The 26,809-nt window shown below is 58.7% G+C and carries 16 protein-coding genes and 9 pseudogenes; 4 read left to right on the forward strand and 21 right to left on the reverse strand.

The genetic code is table 11. The annotated features are described in order from the left end of the window. Positions 1-475: 475 nt before the first annotated feature. The 5 genes and pseudogenes from QA643_RS28055 to QA643_RS28075 all read right to left on the reverse strand — a co-directional run. Positions 476-1,324 carry a carbohydrate ABC transporter permease gene (locus QA643_RS28055; RefSeq protein WP_283028955.1) on the reverse strand — a complete coding sequence of 283 codons (849 nt, stop codon included), beginning with the start codon at positions 1,322-1,324 and terminating at the stop codon, positions 476-478. Continuing rightward, a complete protein-coding gene (locus tag QA643_RS28060; RefSeq protein WP_283034957.1) occupies positions 1,321-2,187 on the reverse strand; it encodes a sugar ABC transporter permease in 867 nt (288 codons plus the stop codon). Before QA643_RS28060 ends, QA643_RS28055 begins: the two co-directional genes overlap by 4 nt. 104 nt (positions 2,188-2,291) lie before the next feature. Further along, the gene (locus tag QA643_RS28065; RefSeq protein ID WP_283028956.1) at positions 2,292-3,470 is read right to left on the reverse strand and encodes an ABC transporter ATP-binding protein; all 1,179 of its coding nucleotides are present in this window, start codon (positions 3,468-3,470) and stop codon (positions 2,292-2,294) included. A gap of 1,342 nt (positions 3,471-4,812) precedes the next feature. Further along, entirely contained in the window at positions 4,813-6,273 is a 1,461-nt protein-coding gene (locus tag QA643_RS28070; protein WP_283028957.1) for a porin, read from the reverse strand. A gap of 875 nt (positions 6,274-7,148) precedes the next feature. Then, positions 7,149-7,640 (reverse strand): annotated as a pseudogene (locus QA643_RS28075) (helix-turn-helix domain-containing protein); the annotation flags it as partial. Between the two features lie 860 nt (positions 7,641-8,500). On the opposite strand from QA643_RS28075, the gene QA643_RS28080 reads away from it, so the two are divergent. Continuing rightward, complete coding sequence (locus QA643_RS28080) at positions 8,501-10,000, forward strand: hypothetical protein (RefSeq protein ID WP_283028958.1); 1,500 nt, start codon at positions 8,501-8,503, stop codon at positions 9,998-10,000. Positions 10,001-10,124: 124 nt separating this feature from the next. On the opposite strand, the pseudogene QA643_RS28085 reads toward QA643_RS28080, so the two are convergent. The 4 genes and pseudogenes from QA643_RS28085 to QA643_RS28100 all read right to left on the reverse strand — a co-directional run. After that, a pseudogene (locus QA643_RS28085) lies at positions 10,125-10,568 on the reverse strand (transposase); the annotation flags it as partial. Between the two features lie 86 nt (positions 10,569-10,654). Further along, the gene (locus QA643_RS28090; protein WP_283028959.1) at positions 10,655-13,120 is read right to left on the reverse strand and encodes a Ulp1 family isopeptidase; all 2,466 of its coding nucleotides are present in this window, start codon (positions 13,118-13,120) and stop codon (positions 10,655-10,657) included. A gap of 264 nt (positions 13,121-13,384) precedes the next feature. Continuing rightward, positions 13,385-13,613 (reverse strand): annotated as a pseudogene (locus QA643_RS28095) (IS3 family transposase); the annotation flags it as partial. Continuing rightward, positions 13,540-13,701, reverse strand: a complete 162-nt coding sequence (locus QA643_RS28100; protein WP_283035105.1) for a hypothetical protein — start codon at positions 13,699-13,701, stop codon at positions 13,540-13,542. The pseudogene QA643_RS28095 and the gene QA643_RS28100, both read right to left, overlap by 74 nt. A 456-nt stretch (positions 13,702-14,157) precedes the next feature. Here QA643_RS28100 and QA643_RS28105 point away from each other — a divergent pair. Then, positions 14,158-14,283: pseudogene (locus tag QA643_RS28105) on the forward strand (IS110 family transposase); the annotation flags it as partial. Positions 14,284-14,351: 68 nt separating this feature from the next. Here the strand turns inward: QA643_RS28105 and QA643_RS28110 are convergent. From QA643_RS28110 to QA643_RS28155, 10 genes and pseudogenes are all read right to left on the reverse strand, one after another. After that, a pseudogene (locus QA643_RS28110) lies at positions 14,352-14,710 on the reverse strand (transposase); the annotation flags it as partial. A gap of 77 nt (positions 14,711-14,787) precedes the next feature. Then, positions 14,788-15,623 (reverse strand): annotated as a pseudogene (locus QA643_RS28115) (IS256 family transposase); the annotation flags it as partial. 222 nt (positions 15,624-15,845) lie between these two features. Then, positions 15,846-15,965 (reverse strand): annotated as a pseudogene (locus tag QA643_RS28120) (ATP-binding protein); the annotation flags it as partial. Positions 15,966-16,197: 232 nt separating this feature from the next. After that, positions 16,198-16,455 (reverse strand): plasmid pRiA4b ORF-3 family protein, encoded by a 258-nt coding sequence (locus QA643_RS28125; protein WP_283028960.1) that lies wholly within the window; start codon positions 16,453-16,455, stop codon positions 16,198-16,200. Positions 16,456-16,775: 320 nt separating this feature from the next. Further along, positions 16,776-16,838, reverse strand: a complete 63-nt coding sequence (locus tag QA643_RS28130; RefSeq protein ID WP_283034958.1) for a hypothetical protein — start codon at positions 16,836-16,838, stop codon at positions 16,776-16,778. Positions 16,839-17,019: 181 nt separating this feature from the next. Further along, a pseudogene (locus QA643_RS28135) lies at positions 17,020-17,118 on the reverse strand (integrase); the annotation flags it as partial. Positions 17,119-17,195: 77 nt separating this feature from the next. Further along, entirely contained in the window at positions 17,196-17,786 is a 591-nt protein-coding gene (locus tag QA643_RS28140; protein ID WP_283028962.1) for a UPF0149 family protein, read from the reverse strand. 29 nt (positions 17,787-17,815) lie between these two features. Then, positions 17,816-18,637 (reverse strand): annotated as a pseudogene (locus tag QA643_RS28145) (IS66 family transposase); the annotation flags it as partial. Between the two features lie 124 nt (positions 18,638-18,761). Beyond that, positions 18,762-19,514 carry a reverse transcriptase domain-containing protein gene (locus QA643_RS28150; protein ID WP_283028963.1) on the reverse strand — a complete coding sequence of 251 codons (753 nt, stop codon included), beginning with the start codon at positions 19,512-19,514 and terminating at the stop codon, positions 18,762-18,764. Between the two features lie 151 nt (positions 19,515-19,665). After that, positions 19,666-20,625, reverse strand: coding sequence for a LysR family transcriptional regulator (locus QA643_RS28155; RefSeq protein ID WP_283028964.1), 960 nt, complete (start codon positions 20,623-20,625; stop codon positions 19,666-19,668). Between the two features lie 158 nt (positions 20,626-20,783). On the opposite strand from QA643_RS28155, the gene QA643_RS28160 reads away from it, so the two are divergent. Continuing rightward, positions 20,784-20,987 carry a hypothetical protein gene (locus QA643_RS28160; RefSeq protein ID WP_283028965.1) on the forward strand — a complete coding sequence of 68 codons (204 nt, stop codon included), beginning with the start codon at positions 20,784-20,786 and terminating at the stop codon, positions 20,985-20,987. A gap of 290 nt (positions 20,988-21,277) precedes the next feature. Here QA643_RS28160 and QA643_RS28165 read toward each other — a convergent pair whose 3' ends face one another. Beyond that, the gene (locus QA643_RS28165) at positions 21,278-22,681 is read right to left on the reverse strand and encodes an FHA domain-containing protein (RefSeq protein WP_283028966.1); all 1,404 of its coding nucleotides are present in this window, start codon (positions 22,679-22,681) and stop codon (positions 21,278-21,280) included. Continuing rightward, positions 22,663-24,720 carry a type III secretion system export apparatus subunit SctV gene (sctV, locus tag QA643_RS28170; RefSeq protein WP_283028967.1) on the reverse strand — a complete coding sequence of 686 codons (2,058 nt, stop codon included), beginning with the start codon at positions 24,718-24,720 and terminating at the stop codon, positions 22,663-22,665. The genes QA643_RS28165 and sctV overlap by 19 nt, the downstream gene beginning before the upstream one ends. A 1,266-nt stretch (positions 24,721-25,986) precedes the next feature. Here sctV and QA643_RS28175 point away from each other — a divergent pair. Then, positions 25,987-26,676: a reverse transcriptase domain-containing protein gene (locus QA643_RS28175; RefSeq protein ID WP_283028968.1), complete on the forward strand. Its 690-nt coding sequence runs from the start codon at positions 25,987-25,989 to the stop codon at positions 26,674-26,676. The last annotated feature ends 133 nt before the right edge of the window (positions 26,677-26,809 follow it).

Consider the following 26,809-nt stretch of genomic DNA (forward strand, 5'->3'; position numbering starts at 1 on the left):
TGTCCGGTGGTGCCAGGGGACACGCCGAACATTGCGCCTGCCGGTTTGGCCGAGCGTAGATTCTGAGGGGTCACCAATGTACCAGGGCCAATCACGCAACGAGGGACGTCGAGCATTGCCCGAATAACGTCGAGCGCGACTGGCGTACGAAGGGGCACCTCGATTACGACCAGACCGCCCGCCATCAGAGCTTCGGCCAGCGGTCGAGCATAAGCTACATTTTCGACAACAAGCGCAGGAACAACTGGGGCCAATGTACAGATTTCGCTTATGCGCGTGGATTTTGACTGCATCTCGGAGCTTCGTTGGGATTTGTGGAGTTATTGTACCCGGGCCAACAAGCGCTGCACGGCGTGGACTTTAGCCTCTGTCGCGGCGCGCGCTTCGGAGTAGTAAGAAAAGCCTGCCGTAAATTGCGCGCGATGATCAGCTTCATGATGGATTTGCGATACTAGCACGTACCCTGTGCGGCTCTTCACTTGACGGCTCCCCGCGTTAGTCCTTCGACGAACCATTTTTGTGCAGCGAGGAAGGCAATGACGAGTGGTAAAACAACGAGTGTCGCTGCGGCCATGAGTGGGCCGTAGTCATTGCCGGCTTCTTCGTTCTTAAAAGCAATGATGCCGAGCGGGGGGGGCATCAGGTTCTCGGACCGCAGGGCGATCAGGGGCCAGAAGAGACCATTCCAGTGGCTGACGACCGAAAAGATCGAGAAGGCGATAATGGATGGAAGCGCCATCGGCAGCATAATCCTCCAGACGATCGCGAGTTCGGAGAGCCCGTCGAGGCGAGCGGCATGAACTACGTCATCCGGAATGGTCTTGAAGAACTGGCGGAACAAAAAGATGCCGAATGGCGAGACGACATAGGGGAAGACCAGCGCCGCATATGTGTTGAGGATGCCGAGGTGGTAAGCAAGGATGAAGAGCGGCAGTGAGAGTACTTGGTATGGCAGCAGCAGGCTGATGAGCACCATGCCGAAGAGCAGGTCGCGGCCGGGAAACCGCAGCTTCGCCAGAGCATAAGCACAGGGCCCGCAGACGGTGATCTGTACCGCCAGGATCAGCGCACAGACGATCAGGCCGTTGCCCATGTAGCGCAACAACGGTGCATTTGTCAGCGCCTTCGTATAGTTCTCGAACCCGTAGAATTGGGTAGGCCAGAAGGAAAAGGACGCGCGGAAGATCTCGCCCGGCGGCTTGATTGACAGCGACACCATCCACACGAAAGGGACGAGAATGAGCGCTCCGGTGACCAGCAGCACGGCATGTCGAAGAATGGCTGCGGACAGCGATAGGCGGTTGGTAGAACTTGTGGTGCTCATTGATAATGCACCTTCCTGTCCATAAGCCGAGCCTGAACGAGTGTGAGCGTCACGATGATGGCGAGAAAGACGACGGCAACGGCAGCGCCATATCCGGCGCGCAGATACTCAAAGCTCTCCCGATAGAGAGTATAGAGCAGCACTTCGGAGGCGTGGCCGGGGCCGCCCTGGGTCAGGATCTGGATCGTGTCGAACGCTTCAAAAGCCCTCAGGGCCACGACGATGATGACGAACATCAAGACTGGCCCGAGCATCGGCAATGTGACGGTGCGCATCCGGTCAAACCAAAGGTCGGCAGCATCGACATCGGCAGCATCGTATAGGTCCTGCGGGATGCTCTTAAGACCGGCTAGAAACAAGACCATGGCATAGCCGAGGTTCTGCCAGATGCCGATGACGGCGAGCACCGGGAGAGTAGTATTCTCGTCGCGCAGCCAGTTGGCGGTCGGCAGACCTATGGCGGACAGTATCTGATTGACAAGGCCGATCGTGGGATGCAGCAGCGCCTCCCAAGCGATGGCCATGGCCGTCAGCGTGGCCATAAAGGGCAGAAAGTGAATGGCGCGGTAGAAGGCGCGCAAGCTCTGTCCGCGCTCTATGAGGAGCGCGATCAGGAGGCCGAAAACAACTGTGCTTGGCACGACGATCAGAACGTAGATAACCGTGTTGACGAGCGAGGCCCTGAAGCCCGCGTCGGCGAAAATCTCGCGGAAGTTGGCGAGGCCGACGAACCAGAGAGAACGGGCCCCGAACTGCCAGTCGGTGAGCGCGATGACGAATACGCCGATCACCGGCAGGAAGAAAAGGCAGAGCAGTAGGAAAACGGCAGGCCCTGCCAGGGTCCAGGCCGCCAGCGCTTCCATAAAGGCACGCCCGCGGGCCGGTGAAGCGGCGGGAGATGAAAATGTTCGAACGTCACCGGTCACGGACGGCTCGTCGGAGGCGGTGGAAAGACCAAGAGGTTCGCTCATCGAGCGATCTCCCGGATATTCGTCACCGATACCCCGCCGGATTGCACCTCGCGGCGCAAACGCCGACCGTCACGGGTAAAGAGAAGCATGCGGTCCGACCTGACGCCGACATGCAAGGTCTGGCCGGGAGCAATATGAGGAGCACGTTCGGCGAGCAGCCGTGCGATCAACGGATGCTCGACGCCCGCCAGGTCGAGATGGACGAAGAGATCGGAGCCCATATGCTCGATCATGCGCACGGAACCGGTCAATGTGCCCTGCCCGCCGTGGTCCGCGAGATGAAACGCCTCTGGGCGAATACCGAGAGCGAGATGCGCGCCGGCGAATGCATCGACCGCAATCGTGAGGGTCGATCCAGCTACATCGATCAGGCCGCGTTCGCGCACGATGCCCTCAAGTATATTGATCTTGGGTGAACCGATGAATTCTGCGACTCGCCGGTCGTCCGGATAGGCATAGATGTTCTGCGGTGGACCGACCTGCAATAACTCACCGTCGAGCATCACCGCCACCCGATCCGACAGGGTCATGGCCTCGGCCTGGTCATGCGTGACATAGACGAAGGTTACCCCGAGCCGCTGGTGCAGCTCCTTGATCTCGGCCCGCATTTGCACACGCAGCTTGGCGTCGAGGTTGGACAGCGGTTCGTCCATCAGAAAGACAGCTGGATGGCGCACCATCGCCCGGCCGACGGCTACGCGCTGGCGTTGGCCGCCAGAGAGCTGCCCCGGTTTGCGGGCCAGCAGGTGGCCGATGCCGAGGGACTTGGCCGTGCGGGTGACTTCCGCGTCGATCTCGGCAGCAACCCGCGCCGTTCCGGGGAGCAGGCGACCGAGAAAAGGAAGCCTTTGGACGGCCGAAAGCCTGCGCATACGAAGCGGTAGCGCCATGTTCGAGGCGACCGTCATATGCGGATAGAGCGCGTAGGACTGAAAGACCATGGCGACGTCTCGCCACTTCGGCCGCACTCCATCCACGACCCGTTCGCCGATCGACACCGATCCCGAGTCCTGTACCTCAAGCCCGGCCAGGATACGCAACAGGGTCGACTTCCCACACCCCGATGGCCCCAACAGGGTCAGGAACTCACCATCCGCTATCGACAGCGACACACGACGCAAGACAGTCGTCGGGCCGTAATTCTTATCGATGCCATCAATGAATACGGCTGCCATAGACGTTACTTCTACATCTTTCGTGAAAGCGCTTCGGAGCACGGCAATCGGATCGCCAATCTTGTTTGGAGGTGTCCGCTGACGTGCAGGACCTTAGAAGCTCGAATTGCTACAGTCGGATGACGTCCATCGAATAATTAGCTGCCAAGGTTGCGCGCACGCGATAATGTGTGGCGCCCGGGGGAAAATGATCTCGGAAGAACAAGCTCTTTGGTGAATACGGCTTTGGTGGAGATCGCCCTATCCACATTTATCGCCGCTTATAGCCCGCTTTCTGCGATCCTCGCATAAGAAGCCGGCTTCGACACCTATGAGCCTGCGGCCTCGAGCCGCGGCAATTTACGGCCTGCCGAGCATGAACCTAATCTCGATGACAGAGTTCTCGGCGTGCTGCTCGCCGGACGCGCGACGCTGCCGAACGTCGTTGATAGCGATAGCGGCTATGGGAACAGCATAAATGTCACCGGGGGCGCCGGGGAATACGAGCGGCCCCGCGCCAGCACCGTTGTTATCGAGCACACGACGCTTGCGAAGTGACGAGTTGCTCCTTCGCGGCGGCTACCAGGAACTGTAGCGCACTAGCCGCTGCCGCCATGAGACGGTACTGGATTCTCTCATGTAGCAGGCACCAAAGCCCTGATCGCAAGCCTCGACGAACTCTACAGGCTGCATCGCGCGCAAGTGCATGTGGAGGCTAGCGCCGACATGGTCCCTTATCCCTTGGATACCTCCAAGGCTCGAAAGTTTTCCGCGCACCTGGACCGGATCGGTACCGCTGGGGATCGTGCCGGATGCCGATCTCGAGTCGAGAACTGCTTCTGTCATTCAGGACATCTTCCGGCGGCGGACGAGCGGTCAAAGATGGTCTATGATAATTCCGTATGATGATCGATGGCGAGTACGGCCTGCTCGCCCAGGGATACAATCTCGGGTCTCTCCTGAAATCAATCGTGATGTTTGCCGACGCCGAATCCAGCTTTCAAAAATTACGCCGGTTCCGGAGACCGCTGGCATAGCATCAGGCCATCGCAGGACCTCAAAATGAAATTGCACGCGCTGGCATTTTAGAAATAGAGCTCTCAAGTCGACGTCAAAGGAACATGGGTATTCTCTAGCAGACAGCGTGTTACGGCCAGCCATATCGAGCTATTTGATGAAGGCCAGCGTGCCGCAACGCGCGCGATTGTTCGTTCGCCGAGTTTCAACGGCGAGAAGCGACTTGTAACGCCGGCGGGATGCCTTCACGAGACCTCTCATCGACGATTCCCTTGCTCTTCGTTGTCAATGACGCCCTCTCGTAAGAGAGCGTTTAAGGCGCCTACTCATGCGACAGGCTCAAGCGCTAGAAGTGAACACGTACCATACCCTGAACACGGTCAGCTGTTCCACCCACGACTCCATTCGCTCCTGGGACCAACAGCGTGCGCGACCCGTATTGATACTCAACACCGAGGTCAACTGATGGCACAGGGCTGTAGATCAGGTTGACACTTGCGGCCCACAAGCTGCTGTTGATCGCACTCGCTGTTGTCGTGAATCGGGTGACATAGTTGGGATAGCTGAGGCTGGCAACCGAAACAAAGGCATTGCTCTGGAGGTTCGGAAGGAACTGATACTGCAGGCCAACAAAACCAGCCATCACTGTCACCGCATCGATTTGAGCTGTTTGAGCGGTTACGCCGGGCAATCCAAAGTTCGTCACGGCACCAAATCCACTACTGACGCTCGCCAGATAACGACCAATACCGGACCCATAGTTTGCTGTTGCCACGAGTGTCAGGCGATTCTCCAAAAATTTGATCGCTCCGGTCGCGCCGATAGCATAGCCGCGAGTAGACGCGTCATATCGTTGAGCAGGAAGCGCAGCGCCATTATTGATCTCGATGTTCCGCACCATTCCTCGGAGAGCAAAAAACCCGCTGTCTCCACGCCACAGAATTCGCGCTGTGACATCTGGAGTTCCACTCAGACTAAATCCCGCCCCGCCGTTAGAATCCGGATAGCTCGTTCCAGTGGTGCTTGTGACGTCGTTATACGTGTTCTCCAAGCCAACACTAAGCGTGGTCGGCCCAAAGCTTTTACTGTATTGAATTGCACTTTGGCGGGTGCAAGTGGTTGCCGGGATGGTCCAATCAGAGACGGTCTTTAACGGGATAAGTGGGCAATCGGCGTAGAGCGAGTAGGCTTGCCCCGCAAGCACCAACCCCCAACCATCGGTCCTGCCAAATTCTCCGAAGGCTTGCTTGAGCCTCATCGTAAAACTGGACGTAGCCGACTGTGTCGTAGGATCAGTCAACTGCCCCCCAAAATCGACCTGAAACAAGGTACGGACGCCTCCAAAGCTTTCGCTAATCGGCGTTCTCGACTCAAGAAACGCTTGAGAATAGCGAGCGCCAAAACTGGCATCTCCTGGCGTCTTGGCGCCCAGCGCCCCACTAGATAGCGGGATGGATGGAACTGAAATTGTATCGGATCGGTTGCGCGGCCCGAGATCACCGTAACCAAAGAGCTTAAGTTGGCCATAAACCTTGATGGACGTGTTGGTGCCGGGAATACGGATACTCCCAGGAAAACTTCCTTGCAGTGGATCTACTCCATTCTGGGCTGCTTGCGCCTTCGCACGAGCGGCTTCAGCCTGCAGTTTCGCCTCCTCCGCGCGTGCTCTCGCTTCCTCCGCCTCCTTCTGCGCCGCTCTCGCTGCCTTAGCGGCTGCACGGTCGGCGCGCGATCCCGCTTGCTCGGTCGCCTCAAGTGATTGGACGCGAGCCTGCAGACGTTTCAGCTCTTGCTTGAGATCGTCCAAAGACTCGGCCTGAGCTAGAGAAAGTGAGGACGAAAATGCCCCAACAACTAAGGCGCTGGTAGCGATCCATCGCGATACTATCGACCTCCCGGACGGCCAAGGGCACACAAGCTTATCCTGGATCCACACCGATCCAACCGAATTCTTTTGCACTGAAGTCCCCCACAAAGTACGCAAACATAGACCCCTATGTTTTTCACGTAGGAAAACAGAAATCGTAGATGTCAGGGTTAGGACGTAACGGGTCGTGTTCAGCTGAGGAACGAGGACGCGTTGCATGAAGGCAGCCGTTGGATGGGCGTGACCGGCGCCAGCCCTGCTCCTGGTTGCGGTGGCAACGCGCGGCTATCGCTCGTTAAAAAACGAACGTGTTCAGGCCTGATGTCGACTTGAAGCTCTTGCGGACCCCACGACGTCACGCGCGCAGATGGCACAACTGTCCGTCCCGTACGAAGTCGGCTCGTACGACTAGCAATCTTTGCGCTCTCCATTCGAAGCCGACAAATCGCTCCGGTCGCTTCAGGTTGCACAACACGATGCGGAAGTAAGCCAACGCACTTAGGCGGAAATGCCATGCCCTGTCCTTAGGCGGAAACTCGTTTCGGGCAGACGCAATATCGTTGGGAAGCAATAGGCGGGTGACAGACATCAGCTAATGTGATGGATCATTCCGGTTTAGCGATAGATCGGAATAGGCTCCGTTCGCTCCGACTTTCTGGCAGAAGGGTTGATCGCGTTTCGATCATTATAGGGGCAAGGCCGTCGCACCAGCTCGGACGAGCGTACCCAGTGGAAAAGGGGAACGCCTCGCCAATAAGCGGATGGCCGCCCAACGCGGCGCGACTTATCAAATGCTTCGGCAAATGTCTCCGCGAGCCGACGATATCGCGCACCTTGTCGACGAACAGCGGATCGCTCGACAGCTTGAATGTCTGACTACGGTTCGGCTGCACGCCGAACGCCGCCGACATTGGGCGGATCGTGGTGTGGGAAACGCCAGTTTCCGCAGCCATCGAGCGGATCGACCAGTGCGTCGCGCCGACCGGCCTCGTGCGCTACGTCCGCTCGATGACGGCTACGACCTGATCGTTGTTGATTGTGCGATGTCGACCAGGGCGGGCCTCGTCAAGCAGGCCATCGCAGCGATCGTTCAAAAATCGGCGGCGCCACTTGCCACCGGCGTGTTCATGGATGCTGATTTCGGCAGCCACGGACTTGCTTGGCAAGCCATCCGTCCACCGCTCGCAGCATCGCGCGGCATCGCTCAGATAGCGACCGGGCAACACGATGACTACGAACTTGCCTCTCTCTAAGTACACTCGCTCCTGCGGACTCAGCACACACGGCGCGACGGGTCGGCCTCTCACACCTGTAGTCGCAACAAGCGCCCTCCTCCATCGACTTTCGAGCTGTCATATATGTGACGCACTTGCGTTCCAGATGGCTAGGCTACGCGCGCACGTAACAATCTTTTTGGCGGCTGTTTGCGAAGCGCGCCAAATCGTTCAAACACGCGCTGCTCGGGAATAACCAAAAATCCGTCGTCAAGGCCGACGAGATCTTTTGTCAATCCGGAGATCACCGCAGCGAGGCGGCGGCCTAATACGTCCGCACATTGAGGAAGATCGAGAGGCTAAGCCGTTCTGCCGCGCCTAAAGAGCAGATCATGCAGATTGCGCTCACCAATGACGCCGTTTGTATGCGACATCACACTCACTCAGCTAACACGCTTGATGTGAATCTCTCGCCCAGCGTGCGGATTTGATCAAGGCACTACGCCCACGAGCTTGCCTACCCACGGATGTCCGCCGAATGCCAACAGACGAAAGAGAGGAACCATTCAAAAACTGACGTCGGAACGTCCCGCAGCCGGATTATCGAACATGGTCGGCGCGTGGGTTCGCCTAGGATTAACTGGGAAGAAATTCTGAACACCCTTTTTCAAGCTCTCGATTTCCAACGCTCGGGATCTCTGTATCCTTATGGCGCAGCTAAAACGAAGCATTTCTTAGCACTTTGATCCAGTTCACCCACGAACGGGCGCATCCATCGCGGTGAACGCGTGGACTCACCAAGCGCCGAACAGGTTATTACAAGAGCTCAACCACGGGCTGCGTCAATCTTTCGCTCCGTCCAACTACCATCATTAGTAGTTTACCCAGAATCAGAACCGTAGCATCGATTGATCGGATATCGCTGGCGAATTGTCACTTCCAAGAAGCTAGGCATGCAACGTCGACCACAAGCTGTTCAAGCAACGGCAAACTGCGCTGATTGGGTCTTTAGACGTATCGGCGTCGAACCGATCATCAATTGTACAGGCACTCGAACGAACTACGGCGGCAGCAATCCCAGCTCGAGGGTCATGGACGCGATGGCGGCCGCTTCACGGCATTTTGTTGATCTAGATGAGCTCGCCGAAGGAGCAGGTGCCTATATCGCCAAGCTAACTGGCGCGCAGTGGGGGATTGTTTCTGCTGGCAGCACGGCCGCTCTCGCGCTCGCGACCGCCGCTTGCATTGCGGGGAATGACCCCGAAGCGATGCTACGCTTGCCTGACACAGGCGACATTTCATCCGACGTAATTGTCATCAAATCACACAGATTTCCATACGACACTGCCATCCGCCACGTTGGAGGCACTCTTGTCGAGGTTGGAGATCAGCGCGAGCTGAGAAATGCACTGTCAAATAGGCCCGCAATGATATGCGTTCTTGGACGTGCAGAGCCTGCCGGATTTGTCCGACTAGAGAGACTTCGCGACCTAGCTCCGAATGTCCCGATAGTTGTCGATGCAGCGAGCCTAGCACCTACAAACCCGGACCTATGGCTCGCGCGCGGCGCCGACCTCGTTATCTACTCTGGGGGTAAATGCATTCGAGGTCCGCAATCAACCGGTTTTCTCATTGGACGGAAAGATTTGTGTCGTGCGGCTTGGTTAAATGGGTCACCTCACCATGCCATCGGCCGAGGAATGAAGGTCGGAAAGGAGGAGATTGTGGGTGCAGTCACCGCGCTGGAAGACTGGTTTTCAAATCCGTCACCTGACTTTGACCAGCACGATCGGATTCTCAAGACAATTCTCGAGCAGTTGCACGATACTCCCGTCATCGCGCAAATCAGCACCCCCGATGGAGCGATTTCTCCCAGACTACATCTGTTGTGGCATAGTGAAGTCGAAGTGACGGGGAGGCAGATTCGCGAATTTGCGTTTGATCGGCACCGTGTGAAGCTGCAAGATTTCTGGACAACCGACTCCTCATTGTCCATTGACCCTTTAAACATCCAGTCAACAGCTGAGGCCAAGCTAGTAGGTCTTTCCATTGCAGAAGCCTTTCGGATCGTACCCTTGACCTCCATCGATAGCCGAAGGTTCCTAGAAGCTCAAAGTGATTTATCTGGAACATGGCAAGTAGACATCACCTATCTGGTTGTGCAGGCACGGCATACTCTCGAAATAACACAACTACGAGACGGGACAATAAAGGGGCTTCATCACGGACGATTTGGATCTGCAGCAATATTCGGAGGTATATCGGGGGCGGCGGTGTCACTTTCTTCGAAAATGGAAAACCATCCGATGAATATTTACTTTCAGTTTGATGGGGATGTTCAAGGCAATTCACTTGTGGGAGCAGTTACCGTCGGGGCCGCCGCGGACGAATACGCAGGTCCAACCTTCTGCTCTCAATTTGGTAGGGGCACCTGGACAGCCTTTCGTGCTTGAAAAAGCATAGAGCGATTACGGGGAATTCCGAGATACGACGGCAACGAAACCTGCATACCGAATGTGTTACGCTCGAGGCCCTTCAGTGAACACATTATGCGGATCTGAAAGATGTGGCGTGGCGCGAAACGTAGCTGGCGAAGACGCCGATCTGGCAGTTCGTAATCTTGCCTGCCGAACCGGTGTATTGCCGCGCCACGCCGCACGATGCCTTGCCTTACTTGAGAAAACCGGTCTCGTCGATGACGAGGACCGCATCGTCGTCCGCCAAATGCTCGATGACATAGTCGCGAACGATATCGCGCAAAGCATCCGCGTCCCAATCGCGCCGACCCAGGATCGCTTGCTGCCGCCATGGACCGGGATCGCCAGCCACCTCCGCGCGCATCCAACCTCTCTTGCGTTGCTCTTCGCCGAGCAGGCCTTCCAGAAAAAGGCCCGCGTTCCTCGCAACACGCTCTTGCCCAAACAACGGCCGTATCCGCTTCTTCACTTCACGAAGCGACGCGGCCCATAACGCAAGCGTTTCTTCGATCGACGCTGCCTGCGTCCACGATCTTCGAATCATGGTCGCCCATGGATTCAGAAAACTCCACAAAAGGCAACTGTGATGCTAGTAAACATCCTTACTGACACCCTCGCCGACGCCGGGCTCTACTGCCTCCCTACGTCACGAGCCCGATCTCTCATCCCCTTTGACGTTCCACTGTCGCCTTGAGTGCGGGCTCTGAGTCGGGTTTGCAGTCGCTCCCGATTAGGGCGGAGATTGTCGAGGTTCAGCAAGTCTGATCCTTCCGCCAATCGCCCAGCCAGCGTCCGGGTGCCATCCACCATAAAAACCCCGCAATCGTGATTGTTCGTTTGCTGGCGCATGGTAGCAGTTTTAAAAAAGCGGAGGCCGAGCACTGCTGCCAACCTCTTTGCAGGCTCATGATTGATTGGGCGGGCGGAGTCGTAGTGACAGGCAATCGGCCTTGCCCGATTGCGGCGATCAACCAATAGCAGTGACCAATGAGAGCCGCCAAAATTATTGGCTTCGCTGGCATTGCTCACTGGCAGGAACACGAAATCGGCGTTGTCCTCGCCATGTCGATTACGGACTATGTGAAGAAAGTCGCGTTGCGCCTGACTACGGGTCGCCAGACTCAGCTGAAGCGCTATGGCCGGATCCACGAGGCGCGTCCGTCTCGCGAAATCCAAATTGGTCCGCCGCAACTCCCGCCGCAGGAGCTCGTAGTCTCTCTCGATGTGGTCGTCCGTCAGCCACTCGGTATCGCCGAGCACCGCTCCGGTGCGAGCGTCGGACGAGGTGCCCACACCCAAAGCCCCGATGTGAGCATCGGATGACGACGCCCACCCTTGCGACCGCTCCGGCGGAACAGCCCAACCTTCCTCGGACAGCTTTTTTCTCCTGCTCAGCTCTTGTTCCGCCGAACCATCGATGCGGAGGGTGTTGTCGCGATAGAGATCCCGATTGGATTTGGGCTCGGCGCCCAGGTACTGTCGAAGCCGATTGAAACTCACGGCGGCTGGTCCCGCGCTGGCGGCGCACTCCTTGAAATCTCTGTACAATGACCGCTGCTGCTGATCACTACCAGTGAGCCGGCTGACTATGCTCTCCCTCGCCTCTCTTTGAAGCCAATCACTAAACCTACGTAGTTCGGAAGCCTGGCGTGAGACGTTGAGCTTCTGTCGGCGAGTCGCATTGGGTCCAAGTTCGTCGAGGGCTTCTTTTAGCATGCCATCAATGACGCCGCCATCCTCGGGATAAGGATAGTGGGTTTGGCGCCCCATCAGTCGGGGCCCAGCACCCACCCCTTGGAGCCCCTCACCCCCGAGCCGCCGAAGGTGAGATATTGCCGTGTCGAGACGGCGACGGCGATCCCCACCCTCTGCGCTGTACGTGTCAATGTCGGCGGCTAGTGATTCTGGATCGTGATAAACGCGAGTAGCCAGCGGAGCGTTGCCCCCTTCTCGGAGCCAACGGGCAAATGCCCTAAGGGCCTGCACATTAGACTTAACGGTAGGCGCAGGAACCCTTCCGTCCGCTCGCCCCCTGCTACCATCGGGAACAATTCTGTACGCTTTGACGGCTTCCTCGAACCGGCGGATGAGCTGCTCGTCTTCAGAATGCATCGGTTGAGCTTGCGCATCAACCCACGCGGGGGCGGATATGGGACCTCCGGCCCAAAAATGCCGGAGTGTGTCCAACGCACCACCCAAATAAGTCCGGGTATCTGCCTTCGCCACTTTCAACAAGCCATCCTTATATGCCTCCAGCAGATCAGGGTGGCCAAGCAGGTCTTTCAGCGTCACGCCGTTGGGTTGAATAAATTCGCTGAACCTTTTGAGAGCTCTCTCGTAGTTCGCAATGGTCCTCGGCCTACGGTTCGCGCCGGCCAACGCTAACTTGAACTGTTCAATGAGTTCCAGGTCCGCATCGGAGGGGCGAGCGCGCTTCGCGAAATCCATGCGAAGCTCGGAATAGACCACCTCGGAGGCCCAGCCGCCGGACGACTTTTCTCGACGGTCCCCTCCCAAGACTTTGCCGAGCCCCGATTTAACCCGAGAAAATAGTCCACGGCTTTTACTATCCTTCGTCCGCGTCGCAGGCTGCGCCTCCGATTGTCCAGTGTAGCGCATGCTACTGAATGCCCTATCTCGCAGGTCAGACTGCGATGGCGCGGTAGCTGAGCCAGCAAGCTGTGCGCGAGGAATGTCGACACTATACCGCGTACTGCTGAACCGATTGTCCTGCAGGCTAAATTCCGGCGACATCCACATCGAATTGTCGATGTCCGCGCGAACCGGTCGAGTCTCGGACGAACTCAGCCCGACGGAGCTCTCCTCGGATGAGCTGAGTTGCAAATGGCTCAGCTGCTGCTGAAAGCTATCTTGATCCGCCGGCGTGCTGTCCCAGCCTCGCGTCGCACGCTGCAGCTCTTGCTGCTCAGCGTACCAGGGTATCCAGTCGTTCGGATCGCTGCAGTTCGGCTCCGCACCAACCTCCCTACTATCTTGATCCGGCGTGTTGTCCCAGTCCTGCGTCGCACGCTCCAGCTCTTGCTGCTCGGTGTACGGAGCCGTCCAATAATTCGGATCCCAGCAGTTCCATTCCACGCGACTCTCCCTGGATGCGGATGGCCCTTCATAGCTGATCTCGTGCTAAGACGCCATAGCGTTGTCCACGCGCAGCGTCATGTCCGCAGCCATGTCAATGAATCGCCGATCCCTTCGCGCCCGACGCCCGTCGGCGTGCGGCTACCGAGTGCCTGATGAAGGCGACGACCGTTGTACAAGGCTTGAGAACGCCCACGGGGCCGTTTGATGTGAGGTTTTGTACCGGCTTCACCCTTGGGCAGGCCGCGAGGTTTTCGTCCATGCTGTGATCGACAGCCGCCACGTCAGCACCGCCCGGCTCGCCAGTCCATCACGGCCACCGGATAGAGGAAGTGATGTCCGCGCACCAGACCTGGTTCGGCCGCTCGATGGCAAGCCCTCGCAGCAGATAGGCGAAGATCTTGTATCCGGGCGCCGGCTTACTCGTGCGGGGCTTCGGCCCGAGCGCCGCAATCCCCATGATGCGCATCAGTCGCTGGCTGCGCTTGCGACTGCAGCATCGCCGTCATCCGCAGCGAGCCGAGGAACGGCCAAGCCGTGAACAGCTCGTCGATCCGGCGCATCAGGGCCAGATCGGCCACCGTCGTTTGCGGGAGGCGGGGGTCGGTAGACGCCCGACCGCGCAACGCCGAGCAGCTGGCACTGGCGGCGAACCGACAGGTCGGAATGGTTGCGGTCAACGAGCGCGCGACGGTCCGGGGCGCTCATCTTCCGGACCTCTTCGCCAAAAATCCCGCTCGATAATGAAGTGCCCAATCTTGGCATGCAACTTCTCGATCTCGCGCTCGGGATCCGCCGCCCTCTTGATATCTGCACGGCCAGAATTTGTGCGATGGAAGCGACTTAGCGCTTTGGCCGGTGGCCACCGGCCAAAGCGCGTGGCGATGTCGCCCGTTCCCCTTCCGGCTACAACTGTCGGTGAGCTTCGGGATGTTCGCCATGTCACGCACGACCGAACAGTCGCTTGAGTTCCGATCGCATGGACAAGGCAGGTTACCGTGAAGAAGACGAGTTGCGAAGGCCAGCTTGATGTCTGCATCGACCCCGGGCACCGGCTTGCGAGCTTCAATAACGATCCGGCGGGGATTGCTGAACTGGCCGCGTTCTGCCGTGAACACGCCGTCACGCTGGTGGTGATGGAGGCCAGTGGCGGTTACGAGCGACGGGCCTTCGTCGAGCTGTGCGAGCAAGGTCTTAGTCGTACTGCGTCACAAATCATGATGGCGCATGGGCGGAACCGCTCTTCTCCCCAGCGCTGGCGGATGCGCGTCAGGCTTGAATGGTGCGGTAGCTGCTCATCCGGCTATAACCGGCAAACCAGCGAATAGCGATATTGACCTGAGCCTCGCGCATCAGCTTGCGATCGTGCAAGATGCCGGTGAGCAGACCGGCGATCATCAGCCGCAGCGCCGCTTCGGGATCGATGCCGGGCCGGCCGTCGTTCGCGCAATAACAATCGGTGACCTCTTCCCTTAGCCAAGACAGGTCAACACGATCGATCCGCGCCAGCACGTGCTCATCTGGGACGAACTGTTTGAGCGAGCCAGTGATGAAGAGCTCCAGCTGATCCCGCTCCTTGTGCCCCAGCATCTCGTTTGCTCCGCCGATCGCGAATCGCCGACGAGAACGGAATCAGTCAATTGTAGCTTTTTCAACAGCCCGATGCAGCAGCGCTGCTCGCGCGTTTTCGGCCAGACCTCGCCAGCGGCCTTCCAGAACCCGAGTGCGCCATCGGCGATGGCGAGCCGCGGCCGCACGTCGAGGCCGCGCCGCTTCAGATCGAGCAGCAAATCGCGCCAGTCGTGCGCACTGTCGCGGGCGCCATCGGTGAAGCCAACCAGTTCCTTGCGGCCTTCCGGCGTCGCTCCGATCAGCACCAGGGTGCACTGCTTTTCGTCTTCAAGGCGTGCTTCGAGATGGATGCCATCGGCCCAAATATAGACGTAGCGCTTGGCCGACAGATCGCGCTTCTGCAATGCGGCGTGCTCGTCGAGCCAGCCGTCCTTCAGACGGCCGATGGTGGATGCCGACAACCGGCAGCATCCTTGCCGAGCAGCGCCGCCAGCGCCTCGGAGAAGTCGCCGGTGGAAATCCCTTTCACGTAAAGGATCGGCAGCAGCGTCTCGATCGATTTCGAGCGGCGCATGTAGGGCGGCAAGATCGACCGAGAGAACCTGATGCGGTCAGGGGCGGCGGCCTCGCGATCGCGTACACGCGGCTGGCGAACGGCGACCCGACCGATCCCGGTCATCACCTCGCGTTCCGGCAGATGACCGTGGCGCACGACGCGCTGGTGGCCGTCCGCGGTCTTCAAATCGGCATGCTTGCCGAGAAAATCCGCGACCTCGGCCTCGACCGCTTGTGCCAACAGAGCACGCCCCCCATTGCGCAAGATTTCGGTGAGTTGATCGTCAAAGATTCCTGGCTGAATCAGATGGATAACGTTACTGGACACGGCATATCGCTCATTCGCTGGAGAAGTGGAGGCGTCAAGCACCCTCACGATATGCCGCCCTCCCGATTCCCGCCGTCACCAACTTTCCGCGATAGCTCAGGAGAGTGGTATGGAATCGGGCTATAACGATCCGAACTATTGGATGCGCTGGTACGCGAGCAACAGGAGCTGCTGCATATTTCAGTGATGGTGAGCAGTGATTTCGCGCGATCATGAGCGCTGAATTCAGACGATCGTGAGCAACCCGCTCCGGCCGAGGCGGTGATAGAGTCAGCGTTCTGGCTGCTCGTCAAGGGTGATGGTTTTGGCGGTGCGTCTTCGCATGCTTTCGCCAGCAAGCTGGAGGCGGTGAGCGTTATGGACGAGGCGATCGAGCAGCGCGGTGGCGACGGCGCGGTCCCGCCTACGTCGTCGTCGCGCTGCCGGACGGCCGGCGGCGGGCGGTTCGGATCGCGTCGACCGATCTTGCCGAGACGCCGATCACCTCCCACCCGAACGCGGCCGATCTGCCGCGCATCAGTGCACGGACGCTGATCCCATTGATGCAACATTTTGAGCGCGAGTCTGAGACGTAAGCGCAGCTCCGCGCAGCTCTGCGGCCCTATTTATCGGTGCTTGACGCCTATTTTGAGCACGTGACGCGACGCCGCGGCTTCCAAATTTCGGACAAGGCGTTGACGGCGGCCTCGAGCGCCTTGCTGTCGATGACCTTGGGATCGAAGTGTTCGGGCCCGCAGAGGCGCATGTGTTCGTGCTCCGGATGGGCGGGGTCGCCGATGGCATCGAGGTATTCGGCATAGCCTGGCGCGCCGCCGACGTGTTCCGGAGGACGTCGACGACCATGGAAGCAGTTCGACCGGTCGCGCCGCAGGCCAGCCATTAACGAATTTCGCGAGGACGTCGGAGAACCAGTGCTCGGCGCTGACGCTATTGAGTTTACAGGTTTATGCCGCCCGCCGAACTATGCCGAGCGGGTCCGGTATGGCACGTCGTTGTCACGCTGGCACCGTCGATCGCGTGCATGGTTGCCCCATTCCATTCGGCATAGTCTGGTCGTTCAGAGCGCCTCTAGGAAGGCGAGAAGGCGGTCGTTCGGCTGGAAGCGGGTTCGCTTGCCGCGCTCGTGGGGCTTAAGCTTCGCCAGGGCACTTCCTTGAGGGCGAGGTGGGCGTGCAGGTACGTCTGCGTCGTCTCGACCGATTATTCATGACCGAGCCACAGCGCGATCACGGAGCAGTCGACGCCGGCTTGCAGCAGTTCCATCGCAGCGCTGTGCCTCAGCACGTGCGGCGACACGCTCTTGGCCTTCAAAGACGGGCAACTCTTGTGAGCGACACGAACATGCTTCCCAGCAGCGACTGGACGCTGTCGGCACTGAGCCGCGGAGCGCACACCGAGCGAGTGTGGTCAGCGGAGTGGTCCGCTCCTTCCGCCCTTTACCGACGCATCGTACGTGTGCGCCAGACCCGAGGTGGACGGCATCCCGATCAAGGCCAGTCAGCTCGGAGAGGCGTAAGCCCGTCTGGGCCGCGACCAGCAGCAAGCTGCGATCGCGGCGGCCAAGCTACGCTTATCGTGGCGTTTGCTCGTAACCGGTATGAGCTCCCACGTCCGTAGTGATCAGCGGGCGCGTGGGTAGCGGATCGGCGTCCAGTATTGGCGCAGCACCTCGACGGCCGCTGGAATGTCGCGGTGGGCGTTGCGCGGAAAGTGCTCGGTCTCGCGGCCGCTTCGTGGCGATCCGAGCAGCGGACGGGCCTGACCATCGCGACAGTGCAGCAGGATGGGCCGCAGCAGGCCGTGATTGACGTTGCTGGCGTCCAGCAATAGCGCCCACGCCGACAACCTGAGCCGCATCGCGGCGTAGAAGCCCTGGCACCACGGACGCGGATCGATATCGCCATTGGCTTCACGCCGGTGCATCGGCGCGAACTGGCGAGGCGTGGTCGAAAGGATCTGGCTGATCTCGTTATGACGCAGCGCGACGGCGGAAATCGCTGCGAACTCCGGGGTGCCGCCGTGGTTGAAGGCATCGGCATCGATGGCGAGCAGCGGGCAGATCCAGTCGAGCGGGCTCATCGACACCGGTCCAGCCACGATCGCGGCGATGTAGCCGTCGAGCATGGCAATGCTGGTGGCGGCAGGATGCCGATCGAGGCCAGCCTGCAGCCACCGCTCGAGTTCCTCAAGCGGCATCGCGGCTGCCGCCATCGACGGCGCTGCCTTATGGCGACGCGCGCTCATGCCACGGCCTGTGCGGTGCACTGGCGCGCCGCCTTCCAGTTCCAGGCGAGCAGCTCGTGCAGCTGATGGCTCTTGGTTCGCCCCGACACGATGCGCTCCAGCACGTCAGTCAGATAGGCCTGAGGATCAAGTTCATGGAGCTTTGCCGTGTTCACGAGCGATGCCAGGATCGCCCAGCTCTCGGCACCGCCCTCGCTGCCACTGAACAATGGGTTGCGTCTTCCCATGGCAATCGGGCGCATGGAACGCTCGACCGTGTTGGAATCGACCTCAACGCGGCCGTCGCGGAGAAACAGCGTCAGCCCATCCCAGTGATTGAGCGCATAGTTGATCGCCTCTGTCAGCTTCGACTGGGAGAAGAGCTGGCCCACCATCTCGGTCAGTCGCGCCTTGAGCGCCGCCATCAATGGTGCGGTCCTGGTGCGACGGGTGGCCAGCCGCTGCACGGCACTGCTGCCGCGGATCTCGGCCTCGATGGCGTAGACCGCCTGCAGGCGTTCGATCACCTCGCGCGCGAACGGCGACTGGGTCGTCTTGTAGACCTCGACGAATTTGCGTCGGGCATGGGCGAGACAAAAGGCGAGCTGGATCGCGCCGCCATGACCGCGGGCGAGCGCCTTGTAGGCGGCATAACCGTCCACCTGCAGAATGCCGGAAAAGCCCGTCAATTGTCCGGCGATCTCCTCGGTGCCGCGGCCGTCGGCGAACACGTAGGCAACCGCCGGCGGCGCAGGCCTGCCCCATGGCCGGTCATCCATCGCATGCGCCCAGAACTGGCAGATGCGGGGGCGATGTCGCCCGGGATCGAGCACCGGCATCGGGGGGTGAGTAGGCCGGGGGATTTCACCCCCGGCACCGGGTCACCGGAGGCGGTCGCCCGCCCCCGGTTCCCACAGAACGTGGCGTGCGGATTTCCCGCACCGACGCTCTTCGACAGTTGGTTCACAGCACTGCAAGCGCTTGCAGCTCCCGATAAGGGAGGCGCAGCTTTGGCTTCAGCAACGGTGTCCGTTGTTTGATTTGGTTGAAGGCGTCCCAAGTGAGGCGTCGGCCTGCCCAGCTGCGGCTGCGCAGCATTCCGCGCCAGTAACGCTCCACGGCCCGATAAACTTTTACGAGACTCCGGAGATTTCCAGCGACGCCGTAATAGGCATAGTGGCCGCGCAGGACGACGTTGATTTCACCGACCTGGTCACTGATCTTGTAATGCCGTATTCGCCGCATCAGCTCCTGCAGAGACATAAGGCTGCGCTTTAGCCGAGATTTCTCGGTGCGCATCCCAACCTTGAAGTTGCCTTTTTGGTTTCGCGTGCAATAGAGCGTCAGACCCAGAAAGTAGATTGTTTCCGGGCGGTTTCTGCCGCGTTTGCCCGCGTGCCTTTGCGCGAACCGACCAAACTCGACCAACTTGGTCTTGGTCGGCTCTAGAGTGAGGCCGAACTTCCCCAGCCGAAGACGCAAGGCCTCCTGTACGCGGATGGCGTCCGATCGATATTGGAAGCAGATCACAAAGTCGTCGATATAGCGCACCAGTCGGGCTTCGCCCCGCAACCGACCCTTCACCACGCGTTCGAACCAGAGGTCGAGAACGTAATGAAGGTAGAGGTTGCTCAAAAGTACACTGATCGATCCGCCTTGTGGCGTTCCTTGTTCGCTCGGGTGCACCGCTCCGTCTTCCAAGACGCCCGCTTTCAACCAGCGCCGGATCAAGCTGATCAGGCGCGGATCACCGAGAAGTCAGCGAGCCGATGGGTCTGGTGCTCGTACTTGTATCCAAACCCCTTGCGCATGCTCAGGTACTTATCGAGTGCGGCGCCCAGATGGGTCAGCGGCCGCCTCCCGGCCGTCAGCACATAACCGCCGCCGCCTGATCGGCCGCGCCGTCACCAAAATTTAGCGATAGCTCATTTTCCCCGAAACATTTTTTCACCTGGGCGGCCAACACGGTGCTTACTTCTGAGGCGAGCGGAGTATCGCCGCAAGAGATTATGGATGCTGTGACGGAGATCGGTGGATCTATGATGAAAAGCCTCAGATCTTCATGGCCCGGACTCTGCGAGATGAGGCCCTTCGGAGTGATCGTATTGGCAACACCATCCTTGACCATGCAGAGCGCACTGGCCAACGTATCGACTTCCGTGTCGCAGTTGAGAATCAGGCCGGCTTCTTGAAACGTCCGGTCCAGTGCGCAGCGAACTGCGTCGGGCCGTATCGGCAGCACAAAACGAAGCTCAGCCAACGCTTCGAGCGAAACGGAAGGGGCAGACATTTCTGCAACGGGAGGCCGGACTAGGTAAAGTGGCTTTTGAAACACCTGCTGGCGAGCAAAGCCTTGGATGGGCTCACCTTCGAACATGACACAAAGATCGAGCGAGCGTGATGCAATGCGCAACTTCATGCTAAGATCGTCAGCGGTAACTACACGGAGCTGCACATTTGGGAGCATCGTCCGGCACGCTTCGATAACCGCGGAGGACCACGACACCGGGAGCGCCGAGGACATGCCGAGCCTTACCAAACCTTCGGGTTCTCCCCGCATAGAGCGCAGGGCATCGCGCACCTGATCCACCTGCTGAAGGATCGAAACGGCATAACGATAGAAGGTTTCGCCCTCGCGTGTCGGGTGCGTGCCGCGTGAGCTGCGCTGCAGAAGCACGACGCCAAGCTCGGCTTCAAGCTCAGTCATTGACTGGCTCAGCGCCGGCTGCGCAACGTGCATTGTACGGGCAGCCCGGGACAAGCCACCAGCATCCACGATGCCGACGAAATACCGGAAGTGCCGAAGTTGCAGGAAGTTAGATGACATCAATCGCTCCCAAAGTCACTGTGGCCGTTTTGAGGGGTGTTAGTCGGCATGTGGTGTGGGTTGCCGGTAATAATTCATATCCAGACATCCTCGGATCGACCCGCAGTGCTAACACTTAGAACCACGTTGCGATCTACGAACAAGTTCGGATGCACGCAATGGCTGCGAACACTGGAACCAACCCATACCGCTCAGACTATGTTGCGGATTACACCGTTGAGCGCCTCGTGAATCGTTTTAATGATGGTCGAATTCAAGTTCAACAGCGTAGTATGTCTGCTCATTGCGAGCTGAAGCTTAAGCTGATCCATGGCGTCGTCCGGATTCATGCTTACAATGCTACTTTTCAGTTGGCGCTCTGATTCAGCGACGGATCTCTCAATAGAGCTACCTACGACCCCGAAGTCCATTTCATGTCTCCTATTCAAAGACTACTTATCGATGGTGCCGTAGCCATGTTTCATCGATAACTTCTGCTGCGGCATCTATAGCATCGAGCAACGTCTGCAACGCTTCGAACTGGCGCCTTGTGACACCGCTATCCGCGACCCGGTTTAGAGATTGTCGCCAGCTCTGAAGCTCCGTATTGATGGCAGATCTGTTGGTTCCATCCACGTCAATCATCAACTGCCTCTGCAGGTCAAATGCGACACTATCGTCCGTCACTGTTGGCGTCCTCCGCTATCCATTCCGGCTCGTTTGAATAGAGAAAGCGCACGTCAGATGCACTGATACGCAGGACGAGTCCGTCGCGATCAATCGCAACGATCTTTCCGAGCTGATCGATGCTATCTCCAACGTTCTGGCGCCTTCCATTCTCAAGCACGATGAAACGAGTGCGGCCGAGATGCACACCTCGCACCGTCGGCAACGTCACTAGCTTGCACTGCGATTCGAGCCGGATGTGGGGCGCGAACTTTTCTTTGAACCGAGCAGAAAGGTTTTGCCATTCGTTGTATCCAGCTGAACTCAGCGCGCCCGACACTTTTACCACCTCGTCGTTCGTCGTGATGAGGATTGAGCCGCGCAATTCCGCTGATGCCGCCCCCTCGAGAAAGGCTCGAGCGCGGTCTGGTGTTGCCACTGCATCATTAATTTTGGGCGCACCCGGGATATCCTGCTGCAGCCTGCGACGGGCCGCGTCGACGTCCTTACCGCTACGGCCATATCCGGTTATGGATATTTCTCCGCCACCTTCCACGCGAACATGAGCCTCGATATTAAACGCGTGTAACACCGTAGCTGCAAGGTCGACGAGCTTTGCGTCAGACAACGTAGTTGCGGTCGGTCGTTTGGACGCGACGTCAGCCGCCATCTCGGGGCCACGCAAGGCCACTTCCAGATTGGTATTCTCTCCAGACCGCAAGCCGCCGCTGATAATCTTATCGTCAGGAACCGTGACATTGGCGTCGGGCGCGACGCTCAAGGTGGGAAGGATATCCCTCGCCGCCTTACGCGGCTCCGTACCTGGAAGGGCGGTTAAGGTGAACGGGCGAAGCCTCTCAGTCCCTACCCAGGCCCCACATATGATGATCAGGACACCACAAACCATCGCCCCCACCCGCGTTGGCGACAGTACCAAGCGCGTGGTGAGACGTATTCGTCCAGCGCCTAGGCACAACGGTTCTGGGGGAGCGGAAGGGAAATACTTCGCATCCACTCCTTCGAGCTCAACTACGGAGTGCACGTCTGGAAAGCTGCACCCGACCGGACCAAGACTAAAAATCGTCCGTCCGACCCGAACCGGAGTGAGCGGGTCGACGATCTTCGGGCTGTTTGTCGGGCATTGCCTGCCGCCGATCAGCACGCCCGGCGCCAGCGCAGTGACCTGAAGCCTTCCAGCCCCGATGGCGATACGAATATGTGACCCAACGAGTTCCGGATCCCCGAAGGTTAGGTCATCAGTTTCATTGCAGCCGACGAGCCAAGTTCCCTCGCCCAGGCATGTCTCGGCGCCGGCATTTGGCCCGGACAGCACACGTAAGGCCAGCTTTGCCTGATCACCCGTCAGAACATCATCTTTCATCTTGGCGTTTGTCACTGCAGCGAAATCCACCCCAATGGCTGCAGGGAAACGCCCTGTGTCAGCTCGGCATAGGAGATCACTGCGAGTCGATGCAAGTCAACCTCAATAAGTGTGCGCAAGTATCGGCGGATCTCCATTTCGGTAAGCAGCACCGGCGTGTGCGGTTGCTTTTCAAGCGGGCCGATCGCCGCTCGTATTTTGTTGATAATCTGATCGGGACGATTGAGGGCGAGATAGCCGCCTGCGGAAGACTGCCGAATGGCATTGCGCAGCGTCTCCTCCAGGTCTGGGGCCAACAGGTAGGCCGGCAACAGATTCGTCCCGATACAGTACTGGAAGCAGATCTGCCTCTTGAGCGCACGGCGCACATGCTCGGTCAGTCGGATTGTGTCTTTCTCGGTCTGCCCCCATTTGGCCAATGCGTCGAGGATGGTGCGCATGTTTCGTATTGAAACGTCCTCCGAAATTAGTAGTCGAAGGACCTCCGAGATCTTCTGCAGAGGAACCAAGCGCAGCGCCTCCTTTACGAGCTCCGGAAACGATTCCTCCATTTGTTTCAAAAGAATTTTCGTTTCCTCGACGCCGATAAATTCATCGGCATGCCTGCGCATGACGTAACCAGTATGGTAGGCAAGAATATGAGCTGAATCCAAAAAGGGAATCCCTGCACCTCGCAGCAACTCAAGATGCGCGACGTCGACCCAGACGGTCTCGATATCAGGCAAGAAGGACGTGCCCAGAACATATGGAATGTCCAGAATTTCGAGATTTTCGGGAGTATCGCGCGCCAGAATATGGCCCGACCGCAATCCTCCATCACCACACGGAAGTTCATTTACCCTGATGATATACCCTTCCCTCTTGCAGCTGCCGCTGAGCCGCACACTGATCTCTGGGAGAGGGACACCGAGATCAAGCACGAGCGCCTGCCGCGTGGCGGCCAACGCCTTACTCAGCACATCACGTTGGATCATCGCCTGAGTATCGTGACCAATGTCGATCATCAGAGGTGTGGTAAACGCGATGCCATTGGCGCCCGCGCCGCTCCTCTCGGCGGGTTCGTCCGGACGCGTCGAGAGCTCCCTAGAGGCGCGCAGCCGACTTCGCAGCAGCAACCAGCCACCACCTCCAATTGCTCCTGCCAAGACTATGAAGATAATCGTGGGAAACCCAGGTACAAAGGAGAACAGGATAAGGACGAATGAGCCGACAATCAGTGCAAGGGGTTGTCCCCTCACTTCGTTGCCCATCGCATTACCGAGATCTACGTCGCTGTCCCGGTTACTGACCCTGGTGACGATAAAGCCTGCCGTCATCGCATTGAAGAGGGCGGGTATCTGACTGACAAGTCCATCCCCAATAGTCAGCATTGCATAGCGCTCCAGCGCATCGTTCAATGCCATTCCCTTTTGAACAACGCCAATCGTGATCCCGCCGATGATGTTGACCACGATACTGAGCAAGCCGGCGATGGCGTCGCCTGTGAGGAACTTCATGGCGCCGCCCGTCGCGCCGTACAACTGACTCTCGCGCTGGATTTCTATACGTCGCCTACCCGCCTCTTGCGTGTTGATGCTGCCAGCACGCAAGTCGGCTTCGACACTCATTTGCTTCCCCGGCATCGAATCAAGGGAGAAGCGTGCGGCGATATCGGCGACGCGCTCAGAACCTTTGGTAATGACGACAAATTGCACAATGGTGATGATCAGGAAGGTGACTGCACCTACAACGAGATTTCCAGCCAGCACAAAGTGGCCGAAAGTCTTGATGATTTGGCCGGCGTCCGCATTCAGCAAGATGGTGCGCGTTGCCGCAATGCCAAGCGACAGCCGAAAGAGCGCTATCAGCAAAAGCACCGATGGGAACGACGTGAAGTCAAGGGGTGACCTGATATAGATCGCCACCATAAGCAGGAGCATTGACATTCCCAGATTTACAGCCTGCAGCACGTCGATGAAAACTGGAGGAAGTGGGATGATCATCATAAAGACAATCGCAATCAGCAACACTACCAGAACAATATCATTGCGGCCGCTCGCAAAGATCAGGAGTTTTTCGAATGACTTCATACCCCCCCACCGCGCGGCTTGCCCTGCAGGACAGGTTCGGCGTCACTGATATAGCTAGCTGCTGATCGTCTCAGCCCTGGGGCCGAGCCGCCCGCACGCCTTAACTGACGCCGAACGTTTGAAATTATCCCGCTTCGTCCTACGGACGCGCCAGAAGCGCCACCAACGCTAATGCACCCCTCCGACAATTCCGTCAGCCGGAGCCGTGAAACAGAAGACTTCATGATGCTGCCAAGACTTGATAACAGCGAGGCTCGCTGGATTCGCGGAATACAACGCCCCACCAAAAAAAACACCAGGTGAGACGGCGCCACAACCTAAGCATCGAGCCCCGAAGCGACGCATTTCTCAGGCGCCCGCCCAAATTGGGCGGGCGTTCTCACGCCGGATGATTCGAGGTTGATCACCTCGGAGACTACGCCACCCTCAATTCCAACCAACCCCGCGACGGGACCTCTCCTACCTGCGTGACTAATACAACTTCACTTGTCAGCCCAAATAGGCACTCATTATAATGCAGTGTAAGGTGCTTATGGGCGCAAGAGAGTCGCAGTATCTGCGCGAATCCGAAGGCATGTCCCCTCGCCAGATGAAGGCTGCAATTAGCATTACAGTTGTTGCGCCAGGAGACCGGCAAGGAGTAGGTGGTGGGAGTCCACTGCGATGAAGGAGTAGCGATCTACATCGGCCCCGAGCCGTGCGCGGGCGTCCGCGAGGATGTCGGCGAAGCGTCGGCAGGGGAGCGCATAGGCCAGCCATCGAGCCGCCAAAGAATGTTTTCCCGAGAGCGGACGCTGTCAACTGGGCGGAAGGCAACACGAAGGGGTCCGATATCGCGAGCATCCCGACGTCTCGGCGTGGTCGCAGACCCCGGTATGTGCAGAAGCTTCTTGTACGGAGCCGGGAGCTCTCTTGGTCGGCCAGATGCTCATGGAAGCAGTGTGGTCCGCGGCGGGAAGGCGAGGAGCTGTAGCCGCGGATGAACGACCAGGAGAAGTCTGACTCCGCCATAGTAGCTATGAAGTCGCCGAACAAAGCCGGACGTACGGTGGCGGAGGCGATGGAGCGAAGGGCGGGGACCAAGGGAAACGCGAGACAGCAAAGCACACTCCGGACACAGGGCCGGGATCGTGTGATCCAAGAGTTCGATCGCGTACGGCAAGCCGCAAGGCAGAGGAAGGAGCGGTTCACAGCGCTTCTCCACCATGTTAATACCGACACGCTCCGGATGGCTTTCTACGCGCTCAAGCGCAAAGCAGCCCCGGCGTGGATGGTGTGACATGGCAGGACTTCGAGACAGACCTGGAGCCTCGGCTTGCGGATCTGCACCGACGGATCCACGGAGGAGCGTATCGTCCCCAACCGTCACGTCGGACGTATATTCCGAAGGCGGACGGCCGGGAGCGAGCGCTGGCGATCGCTGCTTTGGAAGACAAAATCGTCCAAGGCGCGGCCGTCATGGTGCTCAACGCCATTTACGAAGGCGACTTCGTCGGTTTCTCCTATGGGTTTCGACCCGGTAGGGGACAACATAATGGGTTGGACGCGCTTGCGGTAGCGATCACCCACGCGGAAGGTGAACTGGATGTTGACCCCGACGTGCAGAACTTTTTCGGAAGTGTGAACCAAGACTGGCTGGTCCGGTTTTTGGAACACCGCATCGGCGACAAGCGCATCATCCGCCTGATTCGTAAATGGCTGAAGGCGGGCATTCTCGAAGACGGGGTCGCTACCGTGGACGACAGAGGCACGGGGCAAGGATCGGTGATTTCGCCGCTGCTCGCCAACGTTTACCTGCACTACACGTTCGATCTTTGGGCCGAACGCTGGCGACGGCAAGAGGCCCATGGCGGATCGTGCGCTATGCCGATGATCTGGTGGTCGGCTTCGAGCATGAGGACGATGCTCGCCGTTTCGTTGATGCAATGCGTGAACGGTTTGAAGCATTCGCGTTGACACTCCACTCAGACAAGACCCGCCTGATTGAGTGCAGCCGCCGCGCGGCGGCCAATCGTAACGGGCGCGGGCTTGGCAAACCGAGACCTTCATGTTTTTGGGCTTCACCCACATCTGCGGGAGGAAACTTCCT

Source organism: Bradyrhizobium sp. CB3481 (assembly GCF_029714305.1).
Taxonomy (GTDB): domain Bacteria; phylum Pseudomonadota; class Alphaproteobacteria; order Rhizobiales; family Xanthobacteraceae; genus Bradyrhizobium.

Excerpts from the sequence above, each read along its gene's own strand:
- QA643_RS28080 (WP_283028958.1), top strand. The coding sequence starts at position 8,501 with ATGCAACGTCGACCACAAGCTGTTCAAGCAACGGCAAACTGCGCTGAT.
- QA643_RS28160 (WP_283028965.1), top strand. The coding sequence starts at position 20,784 with ATGGCTGCGAACACTGGAACCAACCCATACCGCTCAGACTATGTTGCG.
- QA643_RS28065 (WP_283028956.1), bottom strand. The coding sequence starts at position 3,470 with ATGGCAGCCGTATTCATTGATGGCATCGATAAGAATTACGGCCCGACG.
- QA643_RS28060 (WP_283034957.1), bottom strand. The coding sequence starts at position 2,187 with ATGGAAGCGCTGGCGGCCTGGACCCTGGCAGGGCCTGCCGTTTTCCTA.
- QA643_RS28155 (WP_283028964.1), bottom strand. The coding sequence starts at position 20,625 with ATGTCATCTAACTTCCTGCAACTTCGGCACTTCCGGTATTTCGTCGGC.
- sctV (WP_283028967.1), bottom strand. The coding sequence starts at position 24,720 with ATGAAGTCATTCGAAAAACTCCTGATCTTTGCGAGCGGCCGCAATGAT.
- QA643_RS28140 (WP_283028962.1), bottom strand. The coding sequence starts at position 17,786 with ATGGCGGCAGCCGCGATGCCGCTTGAGGAACTCGAGCGGTGGCTGCAG.
- QA643_RS28125 (WP_283028960.1), bottom strand. The coding sequence starts at position 16,455 with ATGGCTGGCCTGCGGCGCGACCGGTCGAACTGCTTCCATGGTCGTCGA.
- QA643_RS28055 (WP_283028955.1), bottom strand. The coding sequence starts at position 1,324 with ATGAGCACCACAAGTTCTACCAACCGCCTATCGCTGTCCGCAGCCATT.